Origin of the sequence: Herbihabitans rhizosphaerae, from assembly GCF_004216555.1 — a bacterium.
Lineage (GTDB): Bacteria > Actinomycetota > Actinomycetes > Mycobacteriales > Pseudonocardiaceae > Herbihabitans > Herbihabitans rhizosphaerae.
This window is the reverse complement of sequence record NZ_SGWQ01000009.1, coordinates 223,078-243,225: the sequence shown is the minus strand read 5'-3', so window position 1 is coordinate 243,225 and position 20,148 is coordinate 223,078. Positions and strand designations below refer to the sequence as shown.

The following is a 20,148-nucleotide window of genomic DNA, read 5'->3' as shown; positions in this document are numbered from 1 at the left end:
CCGTGTCCAAGTTCGCAACCGCGGTGAAGCGGCTGCTGGTCGGTCGGCCACAGCGCAGCGACCGTCTCGCGCACACGCTGCTGCCCAAGCGCATCGCGCTGCCGGTGTTCGCCTCCGACCCGATGTCCAGCGTGGCGTACGCGCCCGAGGAGATCCTGCTGACGCTGTCGGTCGCGGGGCTGTCCGCCTACGCGTTCACGCCGTGGATCGGCCTGATCGTCGTCGTGGTGATGCTCGCCGTCGTCGCGTCCTACCGGCAGAACGTGCACGCCTACCCGTCCGGCGGCGGCGACTACGAGGTCGCCACGGTCAACCACGGGCAGCGCTGGGGCCTGGTGGTGGCCAGCGCGCTGCTCGTCGACTACGTGCTGACCGTCGCGGTGTCGATCTCCTCGGCCGCGGCCAACATCGGCGCGGTGATCCCGTACGTGGACTCGCACAAGGTGATCTTCGCGGTGTCCGCGATCGTGATCCTGACCGCGGTGAACCTGCGCGGCGTGCGGGAGTCCGGCACGGCGTTCGCCATCCCGACCTACGCGTTCATCGTGGGCATCCTCGGCATGGTCGTCTGGGGGCTGTACCGCACTTTCGTGCTCGGCCACGAGGTGCACGCGGAGACCGCCGGGTTCGACCTCGTGGAGGAGCACGGGCACCTGGCCGGCATCGGGCTGGTCTTCCTGGTGCTGCGCGCGTTCTCCTCCGGCAGCGCGGCGCTGACCGGCGTGGAGGCGATCAGCAACGGCGTGCCGGCGTTCCGCAAGCCCAAGTCCAAGAACGCGGCCACCACGCTGCTGCTGATGGGCCTGTTCGCGGTGGTGATGTTCATGGGCCTGATCACGCTGGCCAACATCACCGACGCCAAGGTGGCCGAGGACGTGCACCAGTTGATCGGCGCGCCGGAGGGCTACCAGCAGAAGACGCTCGTGGCGCAGTTGGCCAACGCGGTGTTCTCCGGTTTCCCGCCGGCGATCTGGTACGTGATCTTCTTCACCGGCCTGATCCTGGTACTCGCGGCGAACACGGCGTTCAACGGTTTCCCGGTACTCGGCTCGATCCTGGCGCAGGACCGCTACTTGCCGCGCCAGCTGCACACCCGCGGCGACCGGCTGGCCTTCTCCAACGGGATCATCTTCCTGGCTGCCTTCGCGATCGTGCTCGTCGTCGCGTTCGAGGCCGAGGTCACCAAGCTGATCCAGCTCTACATCGTGGGTGTGTTCGTGTCGTTCGTGCTCAGCCAGAGCGGCATGATCAGGCACTGGAACCGTTTGCTGGCAACGGAAACCGATCCGGTGGCGCGGCGCAGGATGCGACGCTCGCAGGGGATCAACTCGTTCGGCCTGTTCATGACGGCGACGGTGCTGGTGATCGTGCTGATCACCAAGTTCCTCGCCGGGGCGTGGATCGCGATCGCCGCGATGGCCGCGATCTTCGCGTTGATGACCGGCATCCGGAAGCACTACGACCGGGTGGCCCGCGAGTTGGCCGAGTTGGAGACGGACCGGCCGACCGTGCTCCCGTCGCGCAACCACGCGGTGGTGCTGGTGTCCAAGCTGCACCTGCCGACCAAGCGCGCGCTGGCCTACGCGCGCGCCACCCGCCCGGACGTGCTGGAGGCGGTGACGGTCAACGTGGACGAGGCGGACACCAGGGCGCTGGTCGCCGAGTGGGAGAAGCAGGACTTCTCGGTGCCGCTCAAGGTGGTCGAGTCGCCGTACCGGGAGATCACCAAGCCGGTGCTGGACTACGTCAAGCGGATCCGCACGAACAACCCGCGCGACGTGGTGACCGTGTTCATCCCGGAGTACGTGGTCGGGCGATGGTGGGAGCAGTTGTTGCACAACCAGAGTGCGTTGCGGCTCAAGGGAAGGCTGCTGTTCCAGCCGGGGGTGATGGTGACCAGCGTGCCGTGGCAGCTGTTGTCCTCGGAGAAGGTGCACGAGCGCGCGGTGATGGCGCCCGGCGCGGTGCGGCGCGGTCTGTTCACCAAGAACGGCGACAACCAGAAGAAGGACGGCAGATGACCGGACGGCGGATCACCGTCGATGTCGGCGCGGTCGCGCACGGCGGGCACTGCGTGGCGCGCGCCGAGGGACGGGTGATCTTCGTCCGGCACGCGCTGCCCGGCGAGCGGGTGGTCGTGGAGATCACCGAGGACCGGCACGCCGCGTTCTGCCGGGGCGACGCGGTGGAGATCCTGGACGCCTCGCCGGACCGGGTCGTGCCGCCGTGCCCGGTCGCGGTGCCGGGCGGCTGCGGAGGCTGCGACTGGCAGCACGCGACGGCCAAGGCGCAGCGGGCGCTCAAGGCGGCCGTGGTCGCCGAGCAGTTGCGGCGGCTCGCGGGTCTGGAGTGGACGGTCGAGGTGGAGGAGCTGGCCGGCGGTCTGCTGGACTGGCGCACCCGGGTGCGGATGACCGCGGATGGCAAGGGGCGCTTGGGTTTCCGGGCACACCGCAGTCACCGCGTGGTGCCCGTTGACGGCTGTCCGATCGCCGCGCCGGGCACCGTGGACGCGGTCGTGGGCGACACCTGGGCGCCGGGCGCGGAGCTGGAGATCGCCGTCGACGCGACCGCGCACACGCACGTCACCGAGATCCGCGGCCGGCGCAGGCGCACCGCGCGCGGCGGTGACACGGTGGTCGAGCGGGCCGCCCGCCGGGACTGGCGGATCGCCGCGGACGGCTTCTGGCAGGTGCACCCGGACGCGGCGGACCTGCTCGCCGAGGTGGTGTCCGACTGGTCGGGGCTCGGCCAGGGGGAGTGCGGCTGGGATCTGTACGGCGGGGTCGGGCTGTTCGCCGCCGTGCTCGCCGAGCAGGTCGGTCCACTCGGGACGGTGGTGGCCGTGGAGTCGTCGCCGAGTGCGGTGGCCGACGCCGAGCGCGAACTCGCCGATCTGCCGCAGGTGCTCGTGCGGCAGGGTCGGGTGGAGCGGGTGATGGAGGAGGACCTGCCGGCGCCGAAGACCGTGGTGCTGGACCCGCCGCGCAAGGGCGCCGGCAAGGCGGTGGTGGACGCGATCGCGGCCCGCGCGCCGGAGCGGGTGGTCTACGTGGCCTGTGACCCGGCGGCCCTGGGGCGCGATGTGGCGATCTTCGCCGGGCGCGGCTACCGGCTGGAGAACCTGCGCGCGTTCGACACGTTCCCGATGACGCACCACGTGGAGTGTGTCGCGTTGCTGACACACCCCACGCGGTAAGGCGCGACACTCAGAACTGCACGCTCCAGGCGTCGATGTACCCGGTGTCCGCCGAGTAGGCGTCCTGCACCTTGAGCTGCCAGGTGCCGTTCGCGATCTCACTGGACGCGTTCACGGTGTAGGTCGTGAGCACGTTGTCCGCGCTGTCGTTGGAGGAGAAGTTCTTCAGCCGGTACAGCGAGCCGTCCGGTGCGACCAGGTCGATCACCAGGTCACCGCGGAAGGTGTGCTTGATGTCCACGTTGACCTTCAACGTCGCGGGCGCGTTGCCGGCCATCTCGGTGACGCCCACCGAGCTGAACACGGCGGCGGCATTGTCCGGAATGGTGACGTTGTCGGTGTTCTCGAACTTCTTCCCCGGCGTGACGGTGCCGATCTGCTGATCGATCCAGTCCCGGTGCGCGGCGATGCCGGTGTACAGCGTGGTGGTCGCGCATTCGCCGCCGTTGTCGCCGGGACCGTGCGTCTCGCCGACCAGCGTCCAGTTGCCCGAAGTGCCGGTGATCGCCGGGCCGCCCGAGTCACCGTGGCAGGCCGAGTGGTAGCGGTCGCCGTCGATGCACACGTCGATCGAGGTGCCGCCGCCCGGATAGCAGTCGCTGCTGGGCAGCACCCGCAGGTCGATCTGTTTCAGCGTGTCCGGGGTGGTGCAGTTCGGCCACGAGGTGCAGCCCCACCCGAGCAGCCGAGCGGTGACGCCGGGCGACGGATTGGCGGTGGCCATCGCGATCGGCGTCTTGGTGGACGCGGTGGACAGGTGCATCAGCGTCAGGTCGGTGCCGGGCTTGCCGATCCGCCGGTCGATCGAGCGAACCTCGCCGCCGGAGCTCTTCGAGATCGAGCCGATCCGGCCGGAGGACGCACTGCCGCAGTGTGTCGCGGTGACGATCCACTGTGGCGCGACCAGGCTGCCGCCGCAGCCGTTGTTCAGTGCGACCATGAACGTGTACGTCTCGGTGGCGTTGACGCCGCCGATGATCTGTGGTTGCACCTGCCCGTCGCCGGGAGGTGGCGGAGCCGCCGACGCGGCCGGCACGCCGACCACGCCACAGGCTGTTATCGCGATCGCCGCGACGGCTGCGCGGCGTAACAAATGCCATTTCATGGCAGGGGATACCTTTCGGTTAATAACAGGGACACCGCGGCAGGACCGAATAACCGGCGCGGACGAAAGGCAGTCAACTCTCGTGCCTGACCTGCGCCAAGAGGCCATCGCGGTTTCACCGTTACCGGTATTCCCGCATTTCGGCCACCAACAGTTAACTGTGATGTGCGAGAGTGCCCGCGTTGTGGTGCACACGAGGAGGAACTCCATGATGCGTAGGGCCCGAACCATCCGGATCGCCGGGTTGGCCATCGCCGCGCTCGTCGCCGCCGGAATCGCGACGCTGCCGTCCTCGGCGGCCGAACCGCCCGGCGTCGAGGTCGCCGGCCACGAGCCGCGCGGGCCGGTGGTGATCGGCCACCGCGGTGCGTCCGGCTACCGGCCGGAGCACACGCTGGCCGCCTACGAGTTGGCCGCGCGGATGGGCGCCGACTACGTCGAGCCGGACCTGGTGTCCACAAAGGACGGTGTACTGGTCGCGCGGCACGAGAACGAGATCAGCGGTACCACCGACGTCGGCGCCCGTCCGGAGTTCACGGCGCGCAAGGTCACCAAGAAGATCGACGGCGCCGACGTGACCGGCTGGTTCACCGAGGACTTCACCCTCGCCGAGCTGAAAACGTTGCGCGCCAAGGAAAGGATCCCCGAGATCCGCCAGCACAACACCCTGTACGACGGCCGCTTCGAGGTGCCGACGCTGCAGGAGGTGATCGACCTGAGCCGGCGGCTGTCCCGTGAGCTGCGCCGGGAGGTCGGCATCTACCCGGAGACCAAGCACCCGACCTACTTCCGCACGATCGGCCTGCCGCTGGAGCCGGCGCTGGTGCGCACGCTGGACCGCAACGGCCTGAATCGCCCGCACGCCAAGGTGTTCGTGCAGTCCTTCGAGGTGGCCAACCTCAAGGAGTTGAGCCGCGAACTGCGGGTTCCGTTGGTGCAGCTGGTCAACTCGACCGGCAAGCCGTACGACTTCGTGGTGTCCGGCGATCCGCGCACCTACGCCGATCTGGTCAAGCCCGAGGGCCTGCGGGAGATCGCCGGGTACGCGCGCGGCCTCGGCGCGAACAAGGACCTGATCATCCCGAGGGACGCGAACGGGTTCCTGCTCAAGCCGACCACGGTGATCGCGGACGCGCACGCGGCGAGGCTCGTCGTGCACGCCTGGACGTTCCGCAACGAGAACTCGTTCCTGCCGGCCGACTTCCGCTCGTCGACCGTGCCAGCCGCGTACGGCAGGGCGTTCGGCGAGTACGACGTGTTCCTGCGCACCGGCCTGGACGGCGTGTTCGCCGACAACCCCGACACCGCCGTCGCTGCCCGCTCGGAGACAGCCATCGGCGTTCGATAGCTCGGCCCAGGACACCGCTCCACAACGCCGCGGGTGTCCGAAACTTAGCGATCGATCCGTTCATGTTTCGCGTACTTTAGCCCGCTAAAGTCCGTCGACCAGCGCAAAAGTGCAGGTCAGAGGGTTGCTGAAACGTGATAGTTCGTCGCAAATGTGACACTTGGGATTGTGTGCGACGGCGAGATCACACTCACGGGTTAGTCGGCGGGCCGGCTCACCGGGATGCCGGACGGCGGGGTCTGGGCCGGCGGTGCGACGCGCTCGCGCAGCCAGTCCGGAATGTGCTCGTCCTGCCGGGGGAAGAAGCGCAGCTCGTCGACGAATCCGACCGGCGGTGGCACCCGCCGCCAGGACGGCTCCACGTCCGGCTCGAAGTCGGCGCTGAACCTGCTGGGGTAGGCGAGCTGGTACACCGCCGACAGCCAGGTGCCCCGGCCCGGCTGGTACATCGCCGCGCGCAGCTTGCCGAGCATGTCCACGACCTCGCGCGGCGGCGCCAGCGGGATCTCGCGGCCGTCGCCGGTGATCACCAGCAGGTCGGCCTCCACGTGCCGGCCGGCGGCGCGGTACTCGGCGCGCAACTGTTTCCACTCCGGCGGCACGACGGCGAGCAACGCGCGACCGACCTGGCGCGTCAGCTTCGCCGGATCGACCGGCTCGGTCGCCGGATTCGGTGCGTTCATCCCCCGTTGTCCTCCGTCCCCACGGTTCGCGGGAACCATACCTAGGTACCTTGCTGGGCGTACGGGTTGGGGGCGAAGGACAGTGCCAGCCGCAGCGGGTGTACCGGCCAGGTCTCCACGGCGAATCTGGTCAGGTGGCCGGCGACCTTGATCGTCGTCTCGGACGCCGGCGAACCGAGGGTCTGCCCGGTCTGCCCTTCCGGCAACGGCTGGGCGTCCCGCCAGATCGGCGCGCCGACGGGGACCGGTGCGGTCTCCAGCACTGAGTGCCAGCCGCCCTCGTGCGGCCGCAGCATGATCAGCACGTACGGCTCGGCCGGCGCGTTCCAGCCGGCCGACTCCACCGCGACGAACTCCTCCCGGCGGGTGGCGGCCAGCACGCGATCACCGAGCCACTCGAACGTGCGGCTCAGCGCCGCGTCGTCCACCCGCGCGTAGGCGTCCTGCTCGCTGATCGGCTCGAGCCGGGTGAACGTCCCGGTCTGCTTGCCGTCGGTGGTGTACCGGTCGCTGAGGAACAGGCCGCCGGACTCCACGGTCAGCAGCGCCGCGTCACGGAACCTGTTGCCCGCCACGGGGGAGCGCGCCAGCCCGCCGACGCCCAGCCGCTCGTACACCAGGTCCGGGTCGGCCATCCGCCAGAAGGTGACCCGGTCGTCGTCGTGGCTCAGCGCGAGCACGTCGCCCACCGGCAGTCCGGGCAGTGCGGTCTTCATCGTCTCGCCGACCTGGACGGGCGGCTCGGGCGGCGGCTCGGGCGCGGTCGCCGGCTCGGGGGTGAGTTCCGGTTCGGGTTCCGGCTCGGCGGGCGGCTCGAATCCCTGGAACGGCGCCAGCCCGGCGAACCGAGGGTCGATCATCGCGGTGGCTTGCGCGTGTCGCGCCCACGCCCGCGCGCGGGTCAGCGGGTGGTCGGGGAACCGGGCGTCCCACTGCTGGTCGTCGGAGCTGACCCAGCGCAGTTTCTCCACGTCCGGCGCGTACGGGTGCGGCCGGAACGCGCCCTCCATCCCCACCTCGGCGACGACCATGCTCTCCCGGGTTCCGGAGACCTCGCCCTCGAACGCCTGGAACTTGAGCACCGCACTGCACTCGGCCCTCGGTACGGTGAACGTCGCCAGGAAGGCGAGGCCGCTCGGGCGGTTCGGCAGCGGCAGCTTCAACAGTTGGTACACGGCCGGCACGGTGTCCAGCCACACCACGTCGGCCTCGATCAGGCCGACACCGGTGTCGGCGCATTCGATCGCCAGCGCGCGGCGCAGCGCCGGCACGTCGTAGAGGAGCTGTGGCAGATCGGGCACCAGGTCGAAGTAGAAGCGCGTGACGCCGTCCCCGGTCCGGGGATCCACCCACGTGGTCTCGTCAACTCGGTCGAGTCCACGGGTGTCGAATGAGATGGGCACGGCGCCACCCTATGGGGTTGAGTTCATCGGCCCTCTCAGGACAGCGCTCGTAGACTGAGCGGAACACGACGAGCAAGGACGGAGTGGTTCGGTGGCGCTGCTGGAGTCCGTGGACGGACCCGCTGACCTGCGACGGTTGACCCACGAAGAGCTGGCCGAACTCGCGGCCGAGATTCGGTCCTTCCTGGTGGAGAAGGTGACGAAGACCGGAGGGCACCTCGGCCCGAACCTCGGCGTCGTCGAGCTCACCCTGGCGATGCACCGGGTCTTCGAGTCGCCGAGGGACACGCTGATCTATGACGTCGGCCACCAGGCGTACGTGCACAAGGTGGTCACCGGGCGCCGCGACGAGTTCGACGACCTGCGCCAGCAGGGCGGGATCTCCGGCTACCCGTGCCGCGCCGAGAGCGAGCACGACCTGGTGGAGAACAGCCACGCGTCGGCCGCACTGTCCTACGCCGACGGGCTCGCCAAGGCCTACCAGTTGCGCCGCGAGGACCGGCACGTCGTCGCGGTGGTCGGTGACGGCGCGCTGACCGGCGGCATGTGCTGGGAGGCGCTGAACAACATCGCGGCCGGCACCGACCGGCCGGTGGTGATCGTGGTCAACGACAACGGCCGCTCGTACTCGCCGACCATCGGCGGGCTGGCCGACCACCTCGCCTCGCTGCGGCTGCGCCCCGGCTACGAGCGCGCGCTGGCCGGCGGCAAGCGGATGCTGCGCAGCACACCGGTCGTCGGGCGGCCGCTGTACTCGGCGCTGCACGCGGCCAAGCGGGGGCTCAAGGACGCGCTCAGCCCGCAGATGATGTTCGAGGACCTCGGGTTGAAGTACCTCGGGCCGGTGGACGGGCACGACACGGTCGCGATGGAGGCGGCGCTGCGCCGGGCGAAGGACTTCGGCGGGCCGGTGATCGTGCACGCGGTGACCCGCAAGGGCAACGGGTACGCGCTGGCCGAGAACGACGAAGTCGACCAGATGCACCAGACCGACCCGATCGACCCGATCACCGGAAAACCGGTGAAGCGCAAGGGAAAGACGTGGACCTCGGTATTCGCCGAGGAGATGGTGCGGATCGGCGACGAGCGGCCGGACGTCGTGGCGATCACCGCGGCGATGCTCCGCTCGACCGGCCTCGAACCGTTCGCCCGCGTCCACCCCGACCGGTGTTTCGATGTGGGCATCGCCGAGCAGCACGCGCTCACCTCGGCCGCCGGCCTCGCCATGGGCGGGCTGCACCCGGTGGTCGCGGTGTACGCCACGTTCCTCAACCGCGCGTTCGACCAGGTGCTGATGGACGTCGCGCTGCACAAGCTGCCGGTGACCATGGTGCTGGACCGGGCCGGCATCACCGGTCCGGACGGCGCCAGTCACCACGGCATGTGGGACCTGTCGATCCTGGGCGCGGTGCCGGGCATCCGGATCGCCGCGCCGCGCGACGCCACCAGCCTCGCCGAGGAGTTGGCCGAGGCGGTCGCGGTGGACGACGGGCCGACCGTGCTGCGGTTCCCGAAGGCCGCCGTGGGTGTGGAGATCCCCGCGGTGCGCCGCGAGGGCGTGACCGACGTGATCCGCGAGCCGGTCGCCGGCACCGATCACGACGTGCTGCTGGTGACCGTCGGCGCGTTCGGCGAGCTGGGGCTGGCCGCCGCGGAACGCCTGGCCGATCAGGGCATCGGCGTGACCGTGGTGGACCCGAGGTGGGTGACCCCGGTGCCGGGCGAGCTGGTCGACCTCGCCGGGCAGCACCGGCTCGTGGTGACCGTCGAGGACGGCGGTCTGCACGGTGGCTTCGGCTGGTCGCTGGCCGCCGCGCTGCGGGACGGGAACGTGGCCGTGCCGATCCACTATCTCGGTGTGCCGCAACGGTTCCACGAGCACGGATCACGCGGCGAGGTGCTCACCCGGCTCGGCCTCACCGCGCAGGACGTGGCGCGCCGGGTCACCGAGTGGGTGGCCGGGCTGAACGGCGTCCAGGTCGACGATGTGGACCGGGAGTCCTCGCCGGAGCGTGATCACCGGTAGTCTCACACGAGTGGTGAACACTCGTGGACATCAAGTGGGGCGGGCCGCGTTGTTCGTGTGCGTGGCCGCGTCGCTGGTCGCGTGCTCGGAGCGGCCCGCCGCCGTGATCGCCGACGTCCCCGGCCCGCCGCGCCCGGTGGCCGCCGTCCCGACCTCGGCGCCGACCTCGGTTCCCGCGCCGCCGGTGAGCACGTCCGTGCCGCCCCCGCCGCCCGTGACGACACAGCCGCCGGTGCGGTTGCCGGTGAGGACCACCACGATCGTTCTCACGCCGGCGCCTCCACCGGCGGCACCGCCTCCGGTGGTGAAGATCGCCGCCAGCATCACGATCGAACTGCGCAAGCGCACCGGGCCAGAGTGCGGCACCTCCGGCTGCCCCAGCGTGCTGGCGGACCTGCGCGGTTTCCAGGCGAACAGCAGCCAGCAGGGCGTCTGCCACGTGCTCAGCGGCGGCATGGTCCAACAGCAGAAGCAGGAGCTGGCGATCGGCTCCACGGGTGGCGCCGCGCAGCTGGTGTGCGGCACCTACCCGTTCCTGTTCGTCGCGGGCGCCCAGGTGTGGGTCACCGTCGGCGGCGTCGAGTCCAACCGGATCACCATCTAAGGGGCGATGTTGCGAAGGCTGCTCTTCTCCGTGGCGGCGCTCGGCGTGCTGGCCGGGTGCTCGGCGGACGCGGGTGCGCAGGTCAGCGATGTCGGGGGAGCACCCCGGCCGGTCGCAGGTGCCGTCTCCACCATGGCGGCGCCGCCGCCCACGCTGGTGCCACCCCCGGCGGTGCCGCTGACACAGCCGCCGCCGACCACCACCCGGCCGTCGACCAAGACCGTCACCGCGACACCGAGCACCATCACACCGCCGCCTCCCGCGCCGAAGCCGCAGCCCAACATCTCGCTCGTGGTGACCAAGCGCGCGCCGATGGGCGACCCGGCGTGCTTCCAGGGGTGCGTCAGCGCGCAGGTGGTCATGCGGGACTTCCTGCCGAACACCCGCCACACGGTGACCTGTCACGTGACGGTCCACGCACCGATCTCGGAGTCCATGGACCTCACCACCGACGCCAACGGCGGGTACCGCGGCGAACTCGGCTGCGTGGTGGTCGGTGCGACGACGTTCGACATGTGGGCGACGACCGGCGAGTTCGAGTCCAACCACATCAGGTCCTAGCGCCCCGTGAACGAGACCTCTCGGCGCTCGCCGGGGCCCGCGCGGCGCCTCGCTGCGTTGTCGGACAAGGCAAGTACGGTCCAGTACGAGCCTTGCCCTCCGCCTTGCGCGAGAACCACCCCCGCGAGATGGATCCCCGGCGAGCATCCGAGGGCACCATTCACGGGACGCTTGCCGGCCCGATTCGCAGACTGTCCAACACGGCCGACGCGCGATCCGGCCCGGCCGGCTGCCGGATCTGCACGTACGCCACCACACCGTCCGAAGTGGACAGTGCGGCGCTGGTGAGGGTCACCCCGCCGGCACAGCTGAACCGGACCACCTCACCGGGCAGCGCGCCGCCGCGTTCGCTGCCGCCGTCGCGCCGGCAACCCGGGTGCGAGGTGGCGGCGATCTTCGCGCGGGCGCCCGGATCGCGGCTGGTGCCGACGAACACGCCCGGCGTGGTGCTGTTCTCGTCGTGCCAGCCGGCGAGGTTCGGCGCCACGGCGAGCGCGGGTTCGCCGGTCTCCTCGGACAGCCCGATGCTCTTCGGCGACCACTGCGCGCCCTGCTTCTGCGCGGCCCACTCGGTCGGCACGGTCAGCGTGATCCGGCCGGTGTTGTCGGCGACCTGGACGCTGACCGGCGGCGGGTCGTCCTTCGTGGTGACCAGGAGCGTGGCCACCACGGCGGCGACCACCACGACGACGGCGATCGCGGCGGCCAGGATTCGGCCCCGGGTCATTCGCCGGGTGCCGGCGGACGGCGTCGGGGCGGAGACCGGTCCGGTGGTGTCGTCGGGTTCCGCCGGCACGGGGACCTGGACGGTGATCGCCTCGGCGCCGTGCGCCGCGTAGCGCAGCCGCTCGAACTCCGCGGCCAGCTCGTCGGCGGTCTGCCAGCGCTGCGTCGGATCGGGCGACATCGCGCGCAGCAGCACCGCGTCGGTGCCCTCCGGCAGACCGGGGCGCAGCTCGCTCGGCGGCCGCAGATCCTCCGGCTTGGGTTTGTGCCCGGTGACCGCCCGGTACACCACGGCGGCGGCGCCGTACACGTCCACCCGCTGGTCGACGCCCTTGCCGGCGGCCTGCTCGGGCGCCATGTAGCCGGGAGAGCCGGCCGCGATCGTGTACCCCGAGGTGTGCGCCAGCTCCTTGGTCAGCCCGAGGTCGCCGATCAGCAGCCGCTCGCCACCGCCGACCGTGGACCGGAACAGCACGTTGGACGGCTTCACGTCGCGGTGCATGTAGCCGGCGCGGTGCAGGTCGGCCACCGCGCGGCAGATGTCCACGCCGTGCGCGAACGCCGTCTCGACCGGCAGCGCACCCTCGCGCAGCCGATCGTCCAGCGTGCCCTGGTCGGCGTAGCTCATCACGAAGTACGGCTTGCCGTCGTCGGTCTCGCCGATGTCGTGCACGTGCACGATCCGGTCCGACCGCGCCTGTCGTAGGACCTGGGCCTCCTTGACGAACCGGTCGCGCACGTCGGACTTGTGCGCCCAGTTGTCGGCCAGCACCTTGATGGCCACCTGGTCGTTGAGCTGCTCGTCGCGGCCGAGCCACACCACCGCGAATCCGCCGGAGCCGAGCAGCCCAACCAGCGCGTAACGACCGATCGACTCCGGGTTGGACACGTTCGTATGATGCCGTTCTTCCCGAACACGCGTGTACCCGGCCCATCCGTCCACAGTCGACGGACCTGTGGCACCGTTGTGGCGTGCGCATTCTGGTAGTCGAGGACGAGGAGCCGCTCGCCGAGGCGATCGCCCGCGGCCTGCGGCGCGAGGGCATGGCCGTCGACGTGGCCCTGGACGGTGACTCCGGCCATGAGAAGGCCAGCATCACCCGGTACGACGTGGTGGTGCTCGATCGCGACCTGCCCGGCATGTCCGGCGATCAACTGTGCGCCGAGATCGTCTCATCCGGTGCCCTCACCCGCGTGATCATGCTCACCGCCAGTGCCGCGGTGGCCGACCGGGTGGAGGGCCTGTCCCTCGGCGCGGACGACTACCTGGCCAAGCCGTTCGCGTTCCCCGAGCTGGTGGCGCGCGTGCGGGCACTGGCGCGGCGGGCCACGCCGGTCACCCCGCCGGTGCTGACGGCGGGCGACGTGCGGCTCGACCCGGCCCGGCGGGTGGTGACGCGGGCCAGTGCGGAGATCGACCTGACCCGCAAGGAGTTCGGCGTGCTCGAGGTGCTGCTGGCCGCCGGTGGTGCGGTGGTGAGCAGCGAGGAGCTGCTGGAGCGGGTCTGGGACGAGAACGCGGACCCGTTCACCACGACCGTGCGAGTGACCGTGATGACGCTGCGCAAGAAGCTCGGCGAGCCGGGCATCATCGACACCGTCGTGGGTTCCGGTTATCGGGTTCCGACCGCCTCGGTTGCTGAATAGGGCTATGGCCGTTCGACGCGGCCCGGGGCTGCGCACCAGGATCACGCTGCTCGCCACGGCGCTGGTGGCGGCGGTGAGCCTGCTGCTGCTGTGGCTGGCCTGGGTGCTGGCCGGCCGGGTCGCCGCCGGTGTGCCCGCGCTGCCGCCGGGCACCCCGGTCCGGGTGCGCGGTGTGGACGTCGACTCCGCGAAGCTCGCCGAGGTGCTCGCCGACGACGCGCGCCGGTCGGTGCTGATCGCCGGCTCGATCGCGTTCGTGTGCGTGGTCGGCGCGACCGCGTTGCTGGCCTGGATGCTCACCGGGCGGGTGCTGCACCCGCTGCGCGAGGTGACCGCCACCGCGCACCGGCTGTCGGTGGAGTCGCTCGGCGAGCGGATCGAACACCGGGGGCCGCGCGACGAGGTGGCCGAGCTGGCCGACACGTTCGACGCGATGCTGGCCCGGTTGCAGGCGGCGTTCGAGTCGCAGCGGCACTTCGTCGCCAACGCCAGCCACGAGCTGCGCACCCCACTGTCGGTGATCCGCACCGAGCTGGACGTGACGCTCGCCGACCCGAACGCCGACGAGGCCGAGCTGCGCCGGATGGCCGAGGTGGTGCGGGCGGCCACGCTGCGCGCCGGTCAGCTCGTCGAGGCGCTGCTGTTGTTGGCGCGCACCGACGGCGCCGGGGTGGGGGTGGCCGAGTCGATGGACCTCGCCGCGGTGGTGGCCGGCGCGTGGCGGTCGGTACGGGCCGACGCCGAGCGCCGATCGCTGTCCACCACCTTCCACGACGCGCCGGCGCACACGATCGGCGATCCGGCGTTATTGGAGCGGGTGGCCGGCAATCTGCTGGAGAACGCCGTGCGGCACAACGTGGACGGCGGCTGGATCGACGTCCGCACCGAGAACGGTCCACAGTGGACAGTGCTGCGGGTGAGTTCGTCAGGGGCGGAGATCGCGCCCGAGCGGGTGGCCGAGCTGTTCGAGCCGTTCCGTCGCGGCGGGGTGGACCGGACCGCGCAGTCGGGCACCGGGCTGGGCCTGTCGATCGTGCGCGCGATCGTGATGGCGCACCGGGGAACCGTTGTGGCACAAGCGGTTCCGGGCGGCGGGCTGGCCGTGACGGTCCAGCTTCCGGTCAGCCCGTGATGGTGGCGATCTTCTCGGCGACACCGGCGCGGAGCTTGTCCGGCAGCGGCACGTACCCGATCTCCGAGGCCTCCGGCGCGCGCAGCATGACGGTGAGCAGATCGCGGACCGCCGTGGCCGTCGCCGGGTCGGCATAGCTGCCGCAGACGACCGCGATCCCGATCATCGCCAGCGGGTAGGCGCCCGGCTCGGCCACCCTGCCCAGTGCGTACGGATCGGTGCCCAGATCCGTGCTCTCGGCCGCCCGGGCCACCGCGCGGGCCACGCTCTCCTGGCTGACGGCCGCAGGTGTCCCGGCCACGTCGAGCGCCACCGTGTTCAGCCTGGTCACGGTGGCGCTCTGCCATGACATGTAGCCGATCGAACCGGGGGTCGAGTTCATCGTGGTGCTCATGTCGCTCTCGGAGCCGACGCCGGTTCCGCCGACGCCGGTGAACCTGACACCGGGGGCACCCGGCCAGTTTCCCTGTCCCGCGTCGGCGAGGTATCGCTGGAACGCCGTGTTGGTCACGGTCTGGTCGGAGCGGTAGAACACCCCGATCGGCCGGTCGGGCAGCGCCACGCCGGCGTTGCGCTCGCGGATCGCCGGGTCGTTCCATGTGGTGACCCGCCCCATGAAGATCTTGGCGACCGTCGGCGCGTCGAGGGCCAGCGAGTCGACGCCGGGCAGCCGGGTCGCGATCACCAGCGGGTGCACGAACAGCGGAAGCTGGTGCACGGCCCCTTCCTTGCATCGACCCTGTGCCGCCTGCAGCACGCCACTGCCGGCCGGCAGCGGGCGGTCCAGGATGGCGAAGTCGGTCTTGCCTTGGGTGAAGTCCACTTCACCGGCGCCGTGCCCGTTCCCGGTGTACCGCGCGGTGCGGCTGGAGCACGCCGCGGCGTACGCGTTCACCACGGCGTCCATCGCGTTGTTCACCATCGTCGATCCGGAGCCGGTGACGCTGGGCTTTCCCGTGCACGCCGGCTGGATCGGCCGGGGCGTGCTCGTGGTGGTGGGCGGCGGGGGTGTGGACGGGTCGTCGGACGCCGTGCCGGTCGCCGGTGTCGCCTTCGGCCAGAGGATCACCGCCACCACGGCCGCGACGGCCAGCGCCGCCGCGCCGAGCCCGACCGCCAGTCCGGTGCGGCGGTGTCCACTGTGGACGGTTGGCAGTGGTAATCGCGGTGTGTGCGGCACGGTGGCGTCGGCCCCGGCGAGCGAGGTCAGCTCGGCGGTCACCGCGTACCCCGACGGACGGGCCAGCGGGCGCTTGTCCAGGCAGCGCGCCACCAGGTCGCGCAGGCTCGGGTCGACACCGTCCAGATCCGGCTCGTTGTGCGCGATCCGGTACAGGATCGTGGTGGACGGCCCGTCGCCGAACGGGGTTCGGCCGGTGGACAGGAACGCCATGATCACGCCGAGCGCGAACACGTCCGACGCCGGCGTGGCGTCCGAGCCGTGCACCAGTTCCGGCGCGACGTAGGACGGCGTGCCGACCAGCATGCCGGTCGCGGTCACGCTGGTCACGTCGGCGGCGCGGGCGATGCCGAAGTCGATCAGCTTGGGCGCGCCGTGCTCGTCCAGCATCACGTTGGCGGGCTTGAGATCCCGGTGCACGACGCCCGCCCGGTGGATCTCCTCCAGCGCGCGGGCCACACCGGCGGACAGCTCGGCCACCCGCGACGGCGGCAGCGGACCGGCGTCCTCCACCAGATCGCGCAGCGACGGTCCGGGGAGGTACTCGCTGGCCAGCCACGGGCGGTCGGATTCGGTGTCCGCGCCGAGCAGCCGGGCGGTGTGCGCGCCCCGGACGCTGCTGGCCGCGGCGACCTCCTGGCGGAACCGGCGGCGAAACTCGGGATCGTCGGCGTACTCGGAGCGCACGAGTTTGACCGCGGCGGCGCGCCCGTCGGAGGTGTGCCCGAGATAGACCCGGCCCATCGCACCGGCGCCGAGACGGCCGCGCAGCTCGTACGGCCCGACCGAGCGTGGATCGTCGTCACGCAGTGGATCGACCCGCAGCACCCGAGACGCCCCCGTTCTCCTTGCCTGGCAAGGGATCCACCGCTACCCGCGGATACCTTACCCGGCGTCGCCGTCCGCCGAGGCGCGTAACGCGGTGCTGAGGGTTTCCGCGGTGAGCCCGATCTGCCACTCGCGTGCTCCGCCGGCGCGCAGGGTCTCGCGCACGGTGTCCACGTCGGTCTCCTCGGGCGGCTCCCAGCAGGTGCGCCGGACGAGATCGGGCTGCAGCAGGTTCTCCACCGGGAGCTTGAGCCGCTCGGCGGTGGCGGTCAGTTCGGTGCGCGCGGCGGACAGGCGCGCGGCCGCGTCCGGGTCCTTGTCGGCCCAGCGGCTCGGCGGCGGGGGACCGTCCGGTGGCGGCGACGGGTCGGGCAGCTCAGCCCTCGACAGCGCGGTCGCGTCCCGGATCGCCCGCATCCAGCGGGACGCGAGCTTGCGCTGCGCCCGTCCGCGGTAGACCGGCAGGGCCAGCAGTGCCCGCTCGTCGGCCGGCGGTTCGGCCGCCACGCTGATGATCGCGCTGTCCGGCAGGACCCGGCCGGGTGCGACATCGCGCTGCCTGGCCAGCTCGTCGCGGCTCTCCCAGAGCCCCCGCACGACCGCGAGCGCACGGGCGCTGCGGGCGCGGTGGATGCCGGACGTGCGCCGCCACGGCTCCTTGCGCGGCGGTGGCGGCGGCGCGGTGCGCAGCGCCTCGAACTCCTCCAGCGCCCACTCCAGCTTGCCCTGCTCGCGCAGCTGCGACTCCAACTCGTCGCGCAGCTCCACGAGCAGTTCGACGTCCAGCGCGGCGTAGGCCAGCCAGTCGTCGGGCAGTGGGCGCATCGACCAGTCGGCCGCGCCGTGGCCCTTCTCCAGCCGGTATCCGAGCAGCCGCTCGACCAGCGTGCCGAGTGCGACCCGCTCGAAGCCGGCGAGCCGCCCGGCCAGTTCGGTGTCGAACAGCACCGCCGGGCGCAGGTTCAGCTCGGCGAGGCACGGCAGGTCCTGGGACGCGGCGTGCAGTACCCACTCGGTGTTCTCGAGCGCGGTGATCAGAGGATCGATCCGGCCGCCGAGCGCGACCGGGTCGACCAGCATGCTGCCGGCGCCCTGCCTGCGGAGTTGGACGAGGTAGGCGCGCTGGGAGTACCGGTAGCCGGACGCGCGTTCGGTGTCGACCGCGACCGGGCCGGTGCCGGCGGCGATCGCGTCGGCCGCGCGGCGCAGTGCGGCCGCGTCGGTGATCACGGGCGGCGTCCCGTCCCTCGGCACCGTCAACGGCACCGGCTCGGACGACGCCGGCTCGGTAGTGGGGGTGCCGTGCGTGCTCACGGCGGATGACCCTACGGGACGCGGGCGTCAGAAGAGTGTCAATGGTCGACTTCGGGTGTCGATCGGGTGACCTGGCTCGACGTGAAGGTGCCTCTGACCTCACCCAAGGGGATTTAGCCCGCTGAATCCCGGGTTCGCGGGCGCGATCGGGTCACGCGGGTCCTCGTGGAGTGACACAGCGTGGCACCTGATCGACGGCGCGACCGAGCGACGTGGCCCGCGGAATCCCGCGGACGCACGCCGCCCTGTCTGTCAGCAGCTCAGCGGATGACGCCGGCACGCATGGCCAGCGCCACCATCTGGGCCCTGTCTCCGGTGCCCAACTTCCGGCCGATCCGCGAGAGATGACTCTTCACGGTCAGCGCGGAGAGGTTGAGCGCCTCGCCGATTTCCTTGTTGGACTGGCCGTCGGCCACCAGCTGGAGCACCTCGACCTCACGCGCGGAAAGCTCGCGAGGCGTGTTGTCGGTGCCAGGAACCCTGGTGCCCGTCGCCAGAACGGGGGCGACACTCGGGTCGGCGTAAACGCCGCCGTCGAGTACCCGCCGGACGCCGTCGGTGACCACCACCGGCGATGCGGACTTCAGCAGGTAGGCCTGTGCGCCCGCCTGGAAGGCCGATCGGACGGCGTATGGATCGTCGGACGACGCCAGTACGACAATGCGCGGCCACCCGTGGGCACGGAGTTCCGTGACCAGTTCGATGCCGCTGCCGTCCGGCAGCCCGAGATCCAATATCGCGAGATCGCACGGCCCAGTGGCCATCGAACGCGCTCTCGCTTCGGCCACCGTGGCGGCCTCGTGCACTGTGCCGGCGCCCATCTGGGTCAACCGGGCAGCTATCGCCTCCCTCAACAACGGATGGTCATCGACCACCAGCACCGAGAACAACTCTTCCCGCGGGTGCGGGACCATGTTCGCCGGCAATGAGCCGGCTGGCGTGGTTCGAACGGCCTGACCTAAGCCGACGGCAGCCACGTCACTACCTCCCTGGAGTCGGTCGTGCCCCCCGACCGGCACCGGGACTTTCGGCCAAACAGCCGCGCCGCCATTGGACCGAAAGTGGTGTCGACAGAGGCAGCCTAGCCGCCCGAGCGGGGTAACGGGGTGATCAATTGGGTATCTATCCGATCGGGTTGTCACTCAGGAGGTTCGTCGTCACACGATTGGGTGACTACCCGACTGGTGACGTAACGTAGGGAGTCGACAACACGATGAAAGTAGGTCGCGTTTAGTGGCGAGCACAAAAACCGACGCGGCGGTCGAAATTCTTCGCCGCGTTCCCCTCATCGACGGGCACAACGACCTGCCGTGGGCACTGCGTGAGATCGCCGGCGAGAAGGTTTCCGGGCGGACCGCGGAGGTCGGCGGCGTCCTCGACCTCACCGTAGAGCAACAACAGTTGCATACGGACCTGGTGCGGCTGCGCCGAGGGGGTGTCGGGGCGCAGTTCTGGTCGGTCTATGTGCCGTGCCGCCTTTCGGGTGCCGATGCGACCGTGGCCGTGCTCGAACAGATCGAGTTGGTGTACGAACTCGCCAACCGCTATTCGGAGGACCTGACGATCGCCCGGACGGCCGACGAGGCGCGCGCCGCCTTCGACACCGGGAAGATCGGCTCCATGCTCGGTGCCGAGGGCGGGCACTGCATCGCCGACTCGCTCGGCGTGCTCCGCGCGCTGCACCGGCTCGGCGTGCGCTACATGACGCTGACCCACAACGAGAACACCGCGTGGGCCGACTCCGCCACGGACGAGCCGGTGCACGGCGGGCTCACCGACTTCGGCCGCGACGTGGTGCGCGAGATGAACCGGCTCGGCATGCTCGTCGACCTGTCGCACGTCGCCGCCACCACGATGAACGACGCGCTGGACACCTCCACCGCACCGGTGATCTTCAGCCACTCGTCCTGCCGTGCGGTCGCCGATCATCCGCGCAACGTGCCGGACGAGGTGCTGGCGCGCCTGGCCGGCAACGGTGGCGTGTGCATGGTGACCTTCGTGCCGGCCTTCGTGTCGCCCGCCCACGTGGAGTGGGGCTGGCGGCTGCGTGAGGCGATGGCCGAGGCGGGGGAGAACTACCTCGACCTCACCACGCGCGAACGGTTCTTCGACAACTGGGACGGCCGGCACGACTCGCCGCCGCCCGCGACCGTCGAGGACGTGGTCAAGCACGTCGAGCACGCCCGCGAGGTGGCCGGTGTCGATCACATCGGCATCGGCGGCGACTACGACGGCTGCCCGCGCCTGCCGGACGGGCTGACCGACGTGAGTGGCTATCCGGAGCTGTTCGGCGCGCTGCTGGAGCGTGGCTGGAGCGAGGAAGATCTCGCCAAGCTCGCCGGCGGCAACGTGCTGCGCGCCTGGAGTGACGCCGAGCGCGTGTCCGGGTGAC

At 70.9% G+C, this 20,148-nt stretch carries 17 protein-coding genes; 9 read left to right on the top strand and 8 right to left on the bottom strand.

The features are described from left to right. Positions 1-2 precede the first annotated feature (2 nt). Entirely contained in the window at positions 3-2,021 is a 2,019-nt protein-coding gene (locus tag EV193_RS24695) for an APC family permease (RefSeq protein WP_130346901.1), read from the top strand. Beyond that, positions 2,018-3,199 carry a class I SAM-dependent RNA methyltransferase gene (locus EV193_RS24690; protein WP_130346899.1) on the top strand — a complete coding sequence of 394 codons (1,182 nt, stop codon included), beginning with the start codon at positions 2,018-2,020 and terminating at the stop codon, positions 3,197-3,199. Before EV193_RS24695 ends, EV193_RS24690 begins: the two co-directional genes overlap by 4 nt. Positions 3,200-3,209: 10 nt before the next feature. On the opposite strand, the gene EV193_RS33815 is transcribed toward EV193_RS24690, so the two are convergent. Continuing rightward, positions 3,210-4,304, bottom strand: coding sequence for a trypsin-like serine protease (locus tag EV193_RS33815; RefSeq protein WP_242613635.1), 1,095 nt, complete (start codon positions 4,302-4,304; stop codon positions 3,210-3,212). A 208-nt stretch (positions 4,305-4,512) separates the two neighbouring features. Here EV193_RS33815 and EV193_RS24680 point away from each other — a divergent pair, with 208 nt between their 5' ends. Continuing rightward, a complete protein-coding gene (locus EV193_RS24680) occupies positions 4,513-5,652 on the top strand; it encodes a glycerophosphodiester phosphodiesterase (RefSeq protein ID WP_242613634.1) in 1,140 nt (379 codons plus the stop codon). Positions 5,653-5,849: 197 nt separating this feature from the next. Here the strand turns inward: EV193_RS24680 and EV193_RS24675 are convergent, their stop codons facing one another. Beyond that, the gene (locus EV193_RS24675) at positions 5,850-6,335 is read right to left on the bottom strand and encodes a hypothetical protein (protein WP_130346895.1); all 486 of its coding nucleotides are present in this window, start codon (positions 6,333-6,335) and stop codon (positions 5,850-5,852) included. Positions 6,336-6,376: 41 nt separating this feature from the next. Then, positions 6,377-7,738 carry a hypothetical protein gene (locus EV193_RS33810; protein ID WP_207222787.1) on the bottom strand — a complete coding sequence of 454 codons (1,362 nt, stop codon included), beginning with the start codon at positions 7,736-7,738 and terminating at the stop codon, positions 6,377-6,379. Positions 7,739-7,829: 91 nt separating this feature from the next. Here EV193_RS33810 and dxs point away from each other — a divergent pair, with 91 nt between their 5' ends. Beyond that, entirely contained in the window at positions 7,830-9,764 is a 1,935-nt protein-coding gene (gene dxs / locus EV193_RS24665) for a 1-deoxy-D-xylulose-5-phosphate synthase (protein ID WP_130346893.1), read from the top strand. A gap of 30 nt (positions 9,765-9,794) precedes the next feature. Here dxs and EV193_RS24660 read toward each other — a convergent pair whose 3' ends face one another. Next, complete coding sequence (locus EV193_RS24660; protein WP_130346891.1) at positions 9,795-10,034, bottom strand: hypothetical protein; 240 nt, start codon at positions 10,032-10,034, stop codon at positions 9,795-9,797. Positions 10,035-10,068: 34 nt separating this feature from the next. On the opposite strand from EV193_RS24660, the gene EV193_RS24655 reads away from it, so the two are divergent. Beyond that, positions 10,069-10,368 carry a hypothetical protein gene (locus tag EV193_RS24655; protein ID WP_130346889.1) on the top strand — a complete coding sequence of 100 codons (300 nt, stop codon included), beginning with the start codon at positions 10,069-10,071 and terminating at the stop codon, positions 10,366-10,368. Positions 10,369-10,377: 9 nt separating this feature from the next. After that, positions 10,378-10,929: a hypothetical protein gene (locus EV193_RS24650; protein ID WP_207222786.1), complete on the top strand. Its 552-nt coding sequence runs from the start codon at positions 10,378-10,380 to the stop codon at positions 10,927-10,929. A gap of 160 nt (positions 10,930-11,089) precedes the next feature. Here EV193_RS24650 and EV193_RS24645 read toward each other — a convergent pair whose 3' ends face one another. After that, positions 11,090-12,544, bottom strand: a complete 1,455-nt coding sequence (locus EV193_RS24645) for a serine/threonine-protein kinase (protein ID WP_165401493.1) — start codon at positions 12,542-12,544, stop codon at positions 11,090-11,092. A gap of 83 nt (positions 12,545-12,627) precedes the next feature. On the opposite strand from EV193_RS24645, the gene EV193_RS24640 reads away from it, so the two are divergent. Further along, positions 12,628-13,302, top strand: coding sequence for a response regulator transcription factor (locus EV193_RS24640; protein WP_130346884.1), 675 nt, complete (start codon positions 12,628-12,630; stop codon positions 13,300-13,302). A 4-nt stretch (positions 13,303-13,306) separates the two neighbouring features. Then, positions 13,307-14,434, top strand: a complete 1,128-nt coding sequence (locus EV193_RS24635) for a sensor histidine kinase (protein ID WP_130346882.1) — start codon at positions 13,307-13,309, stop codon at positions 14,432-14,434. On the opposite strand, the gene EV193_RS24630 is transcribed toward EV193_RS24635, so the two are convergent. The 3 genes from EV193_RS24630 to EV193_RS24620 all read right to left on the bottom strand — a co-directional run bounded on the left by EV193_RS24630 (position 14,424) and on the right by EV193_RS24620 (position 18,733). Further along, positions 14,424-16,442 (bottom strand): protein kinase domain-containing protein, encoded by a 2,019-nt coding sequence (locus tag EV193_RS24630; RefSeq protein ID WP_130346880.1) that lies wholly within the window; start codon positions 16,440-16,442, stop codon positions 14,424-14,426. The genes EV193_RS24635 and EV193_RS24630 overlap by 11 nt on opposite strands. Before the next feature lie 57 nt (positions 16,443-16,499). Next, positions 16,500-17,756 (bottom strand): ribonuclease D, encoded by a 1,257-nt coding sequence (locus tag EV193_RS24625; RefSeq protein WP_242613633.1) that lies wholly within the window; start codon positions 17,754-17,756, stop codon positions 16,500-16,502. A 260-nt stretch (positions 17,757-18,016) separates the two neighbouring features. Then, the gene (locus tag EV193_RS24620; RefSeq protein ID WP_130346878.1) at positions 18,017-18,733 is read right to left on the bottom strand and encodes a response regulator; all 717 of its coding nucleotides are present in this window, start codon (positions 18,731-18,733) and stop codon (positions 18,017-18,019) included. A 256-nt stretch (positions 18,734-18,989) separates the two neighbouring features. Between EV193_RS24620 and EV193_RS24615 the strand changes: the two genes are divergently transcribed. Beyond that, complete coding sequence (locus EV193_RS24615; RefSeq protein WP_130346876.1) at positions 18,990-20,147, top strand: dipeptidase; 1,158 nt, start codon at positions 18,990-18,992, stop codon at positions 20,145-20,147. Position 20,148: the final 1 nt, after the last annotated feature.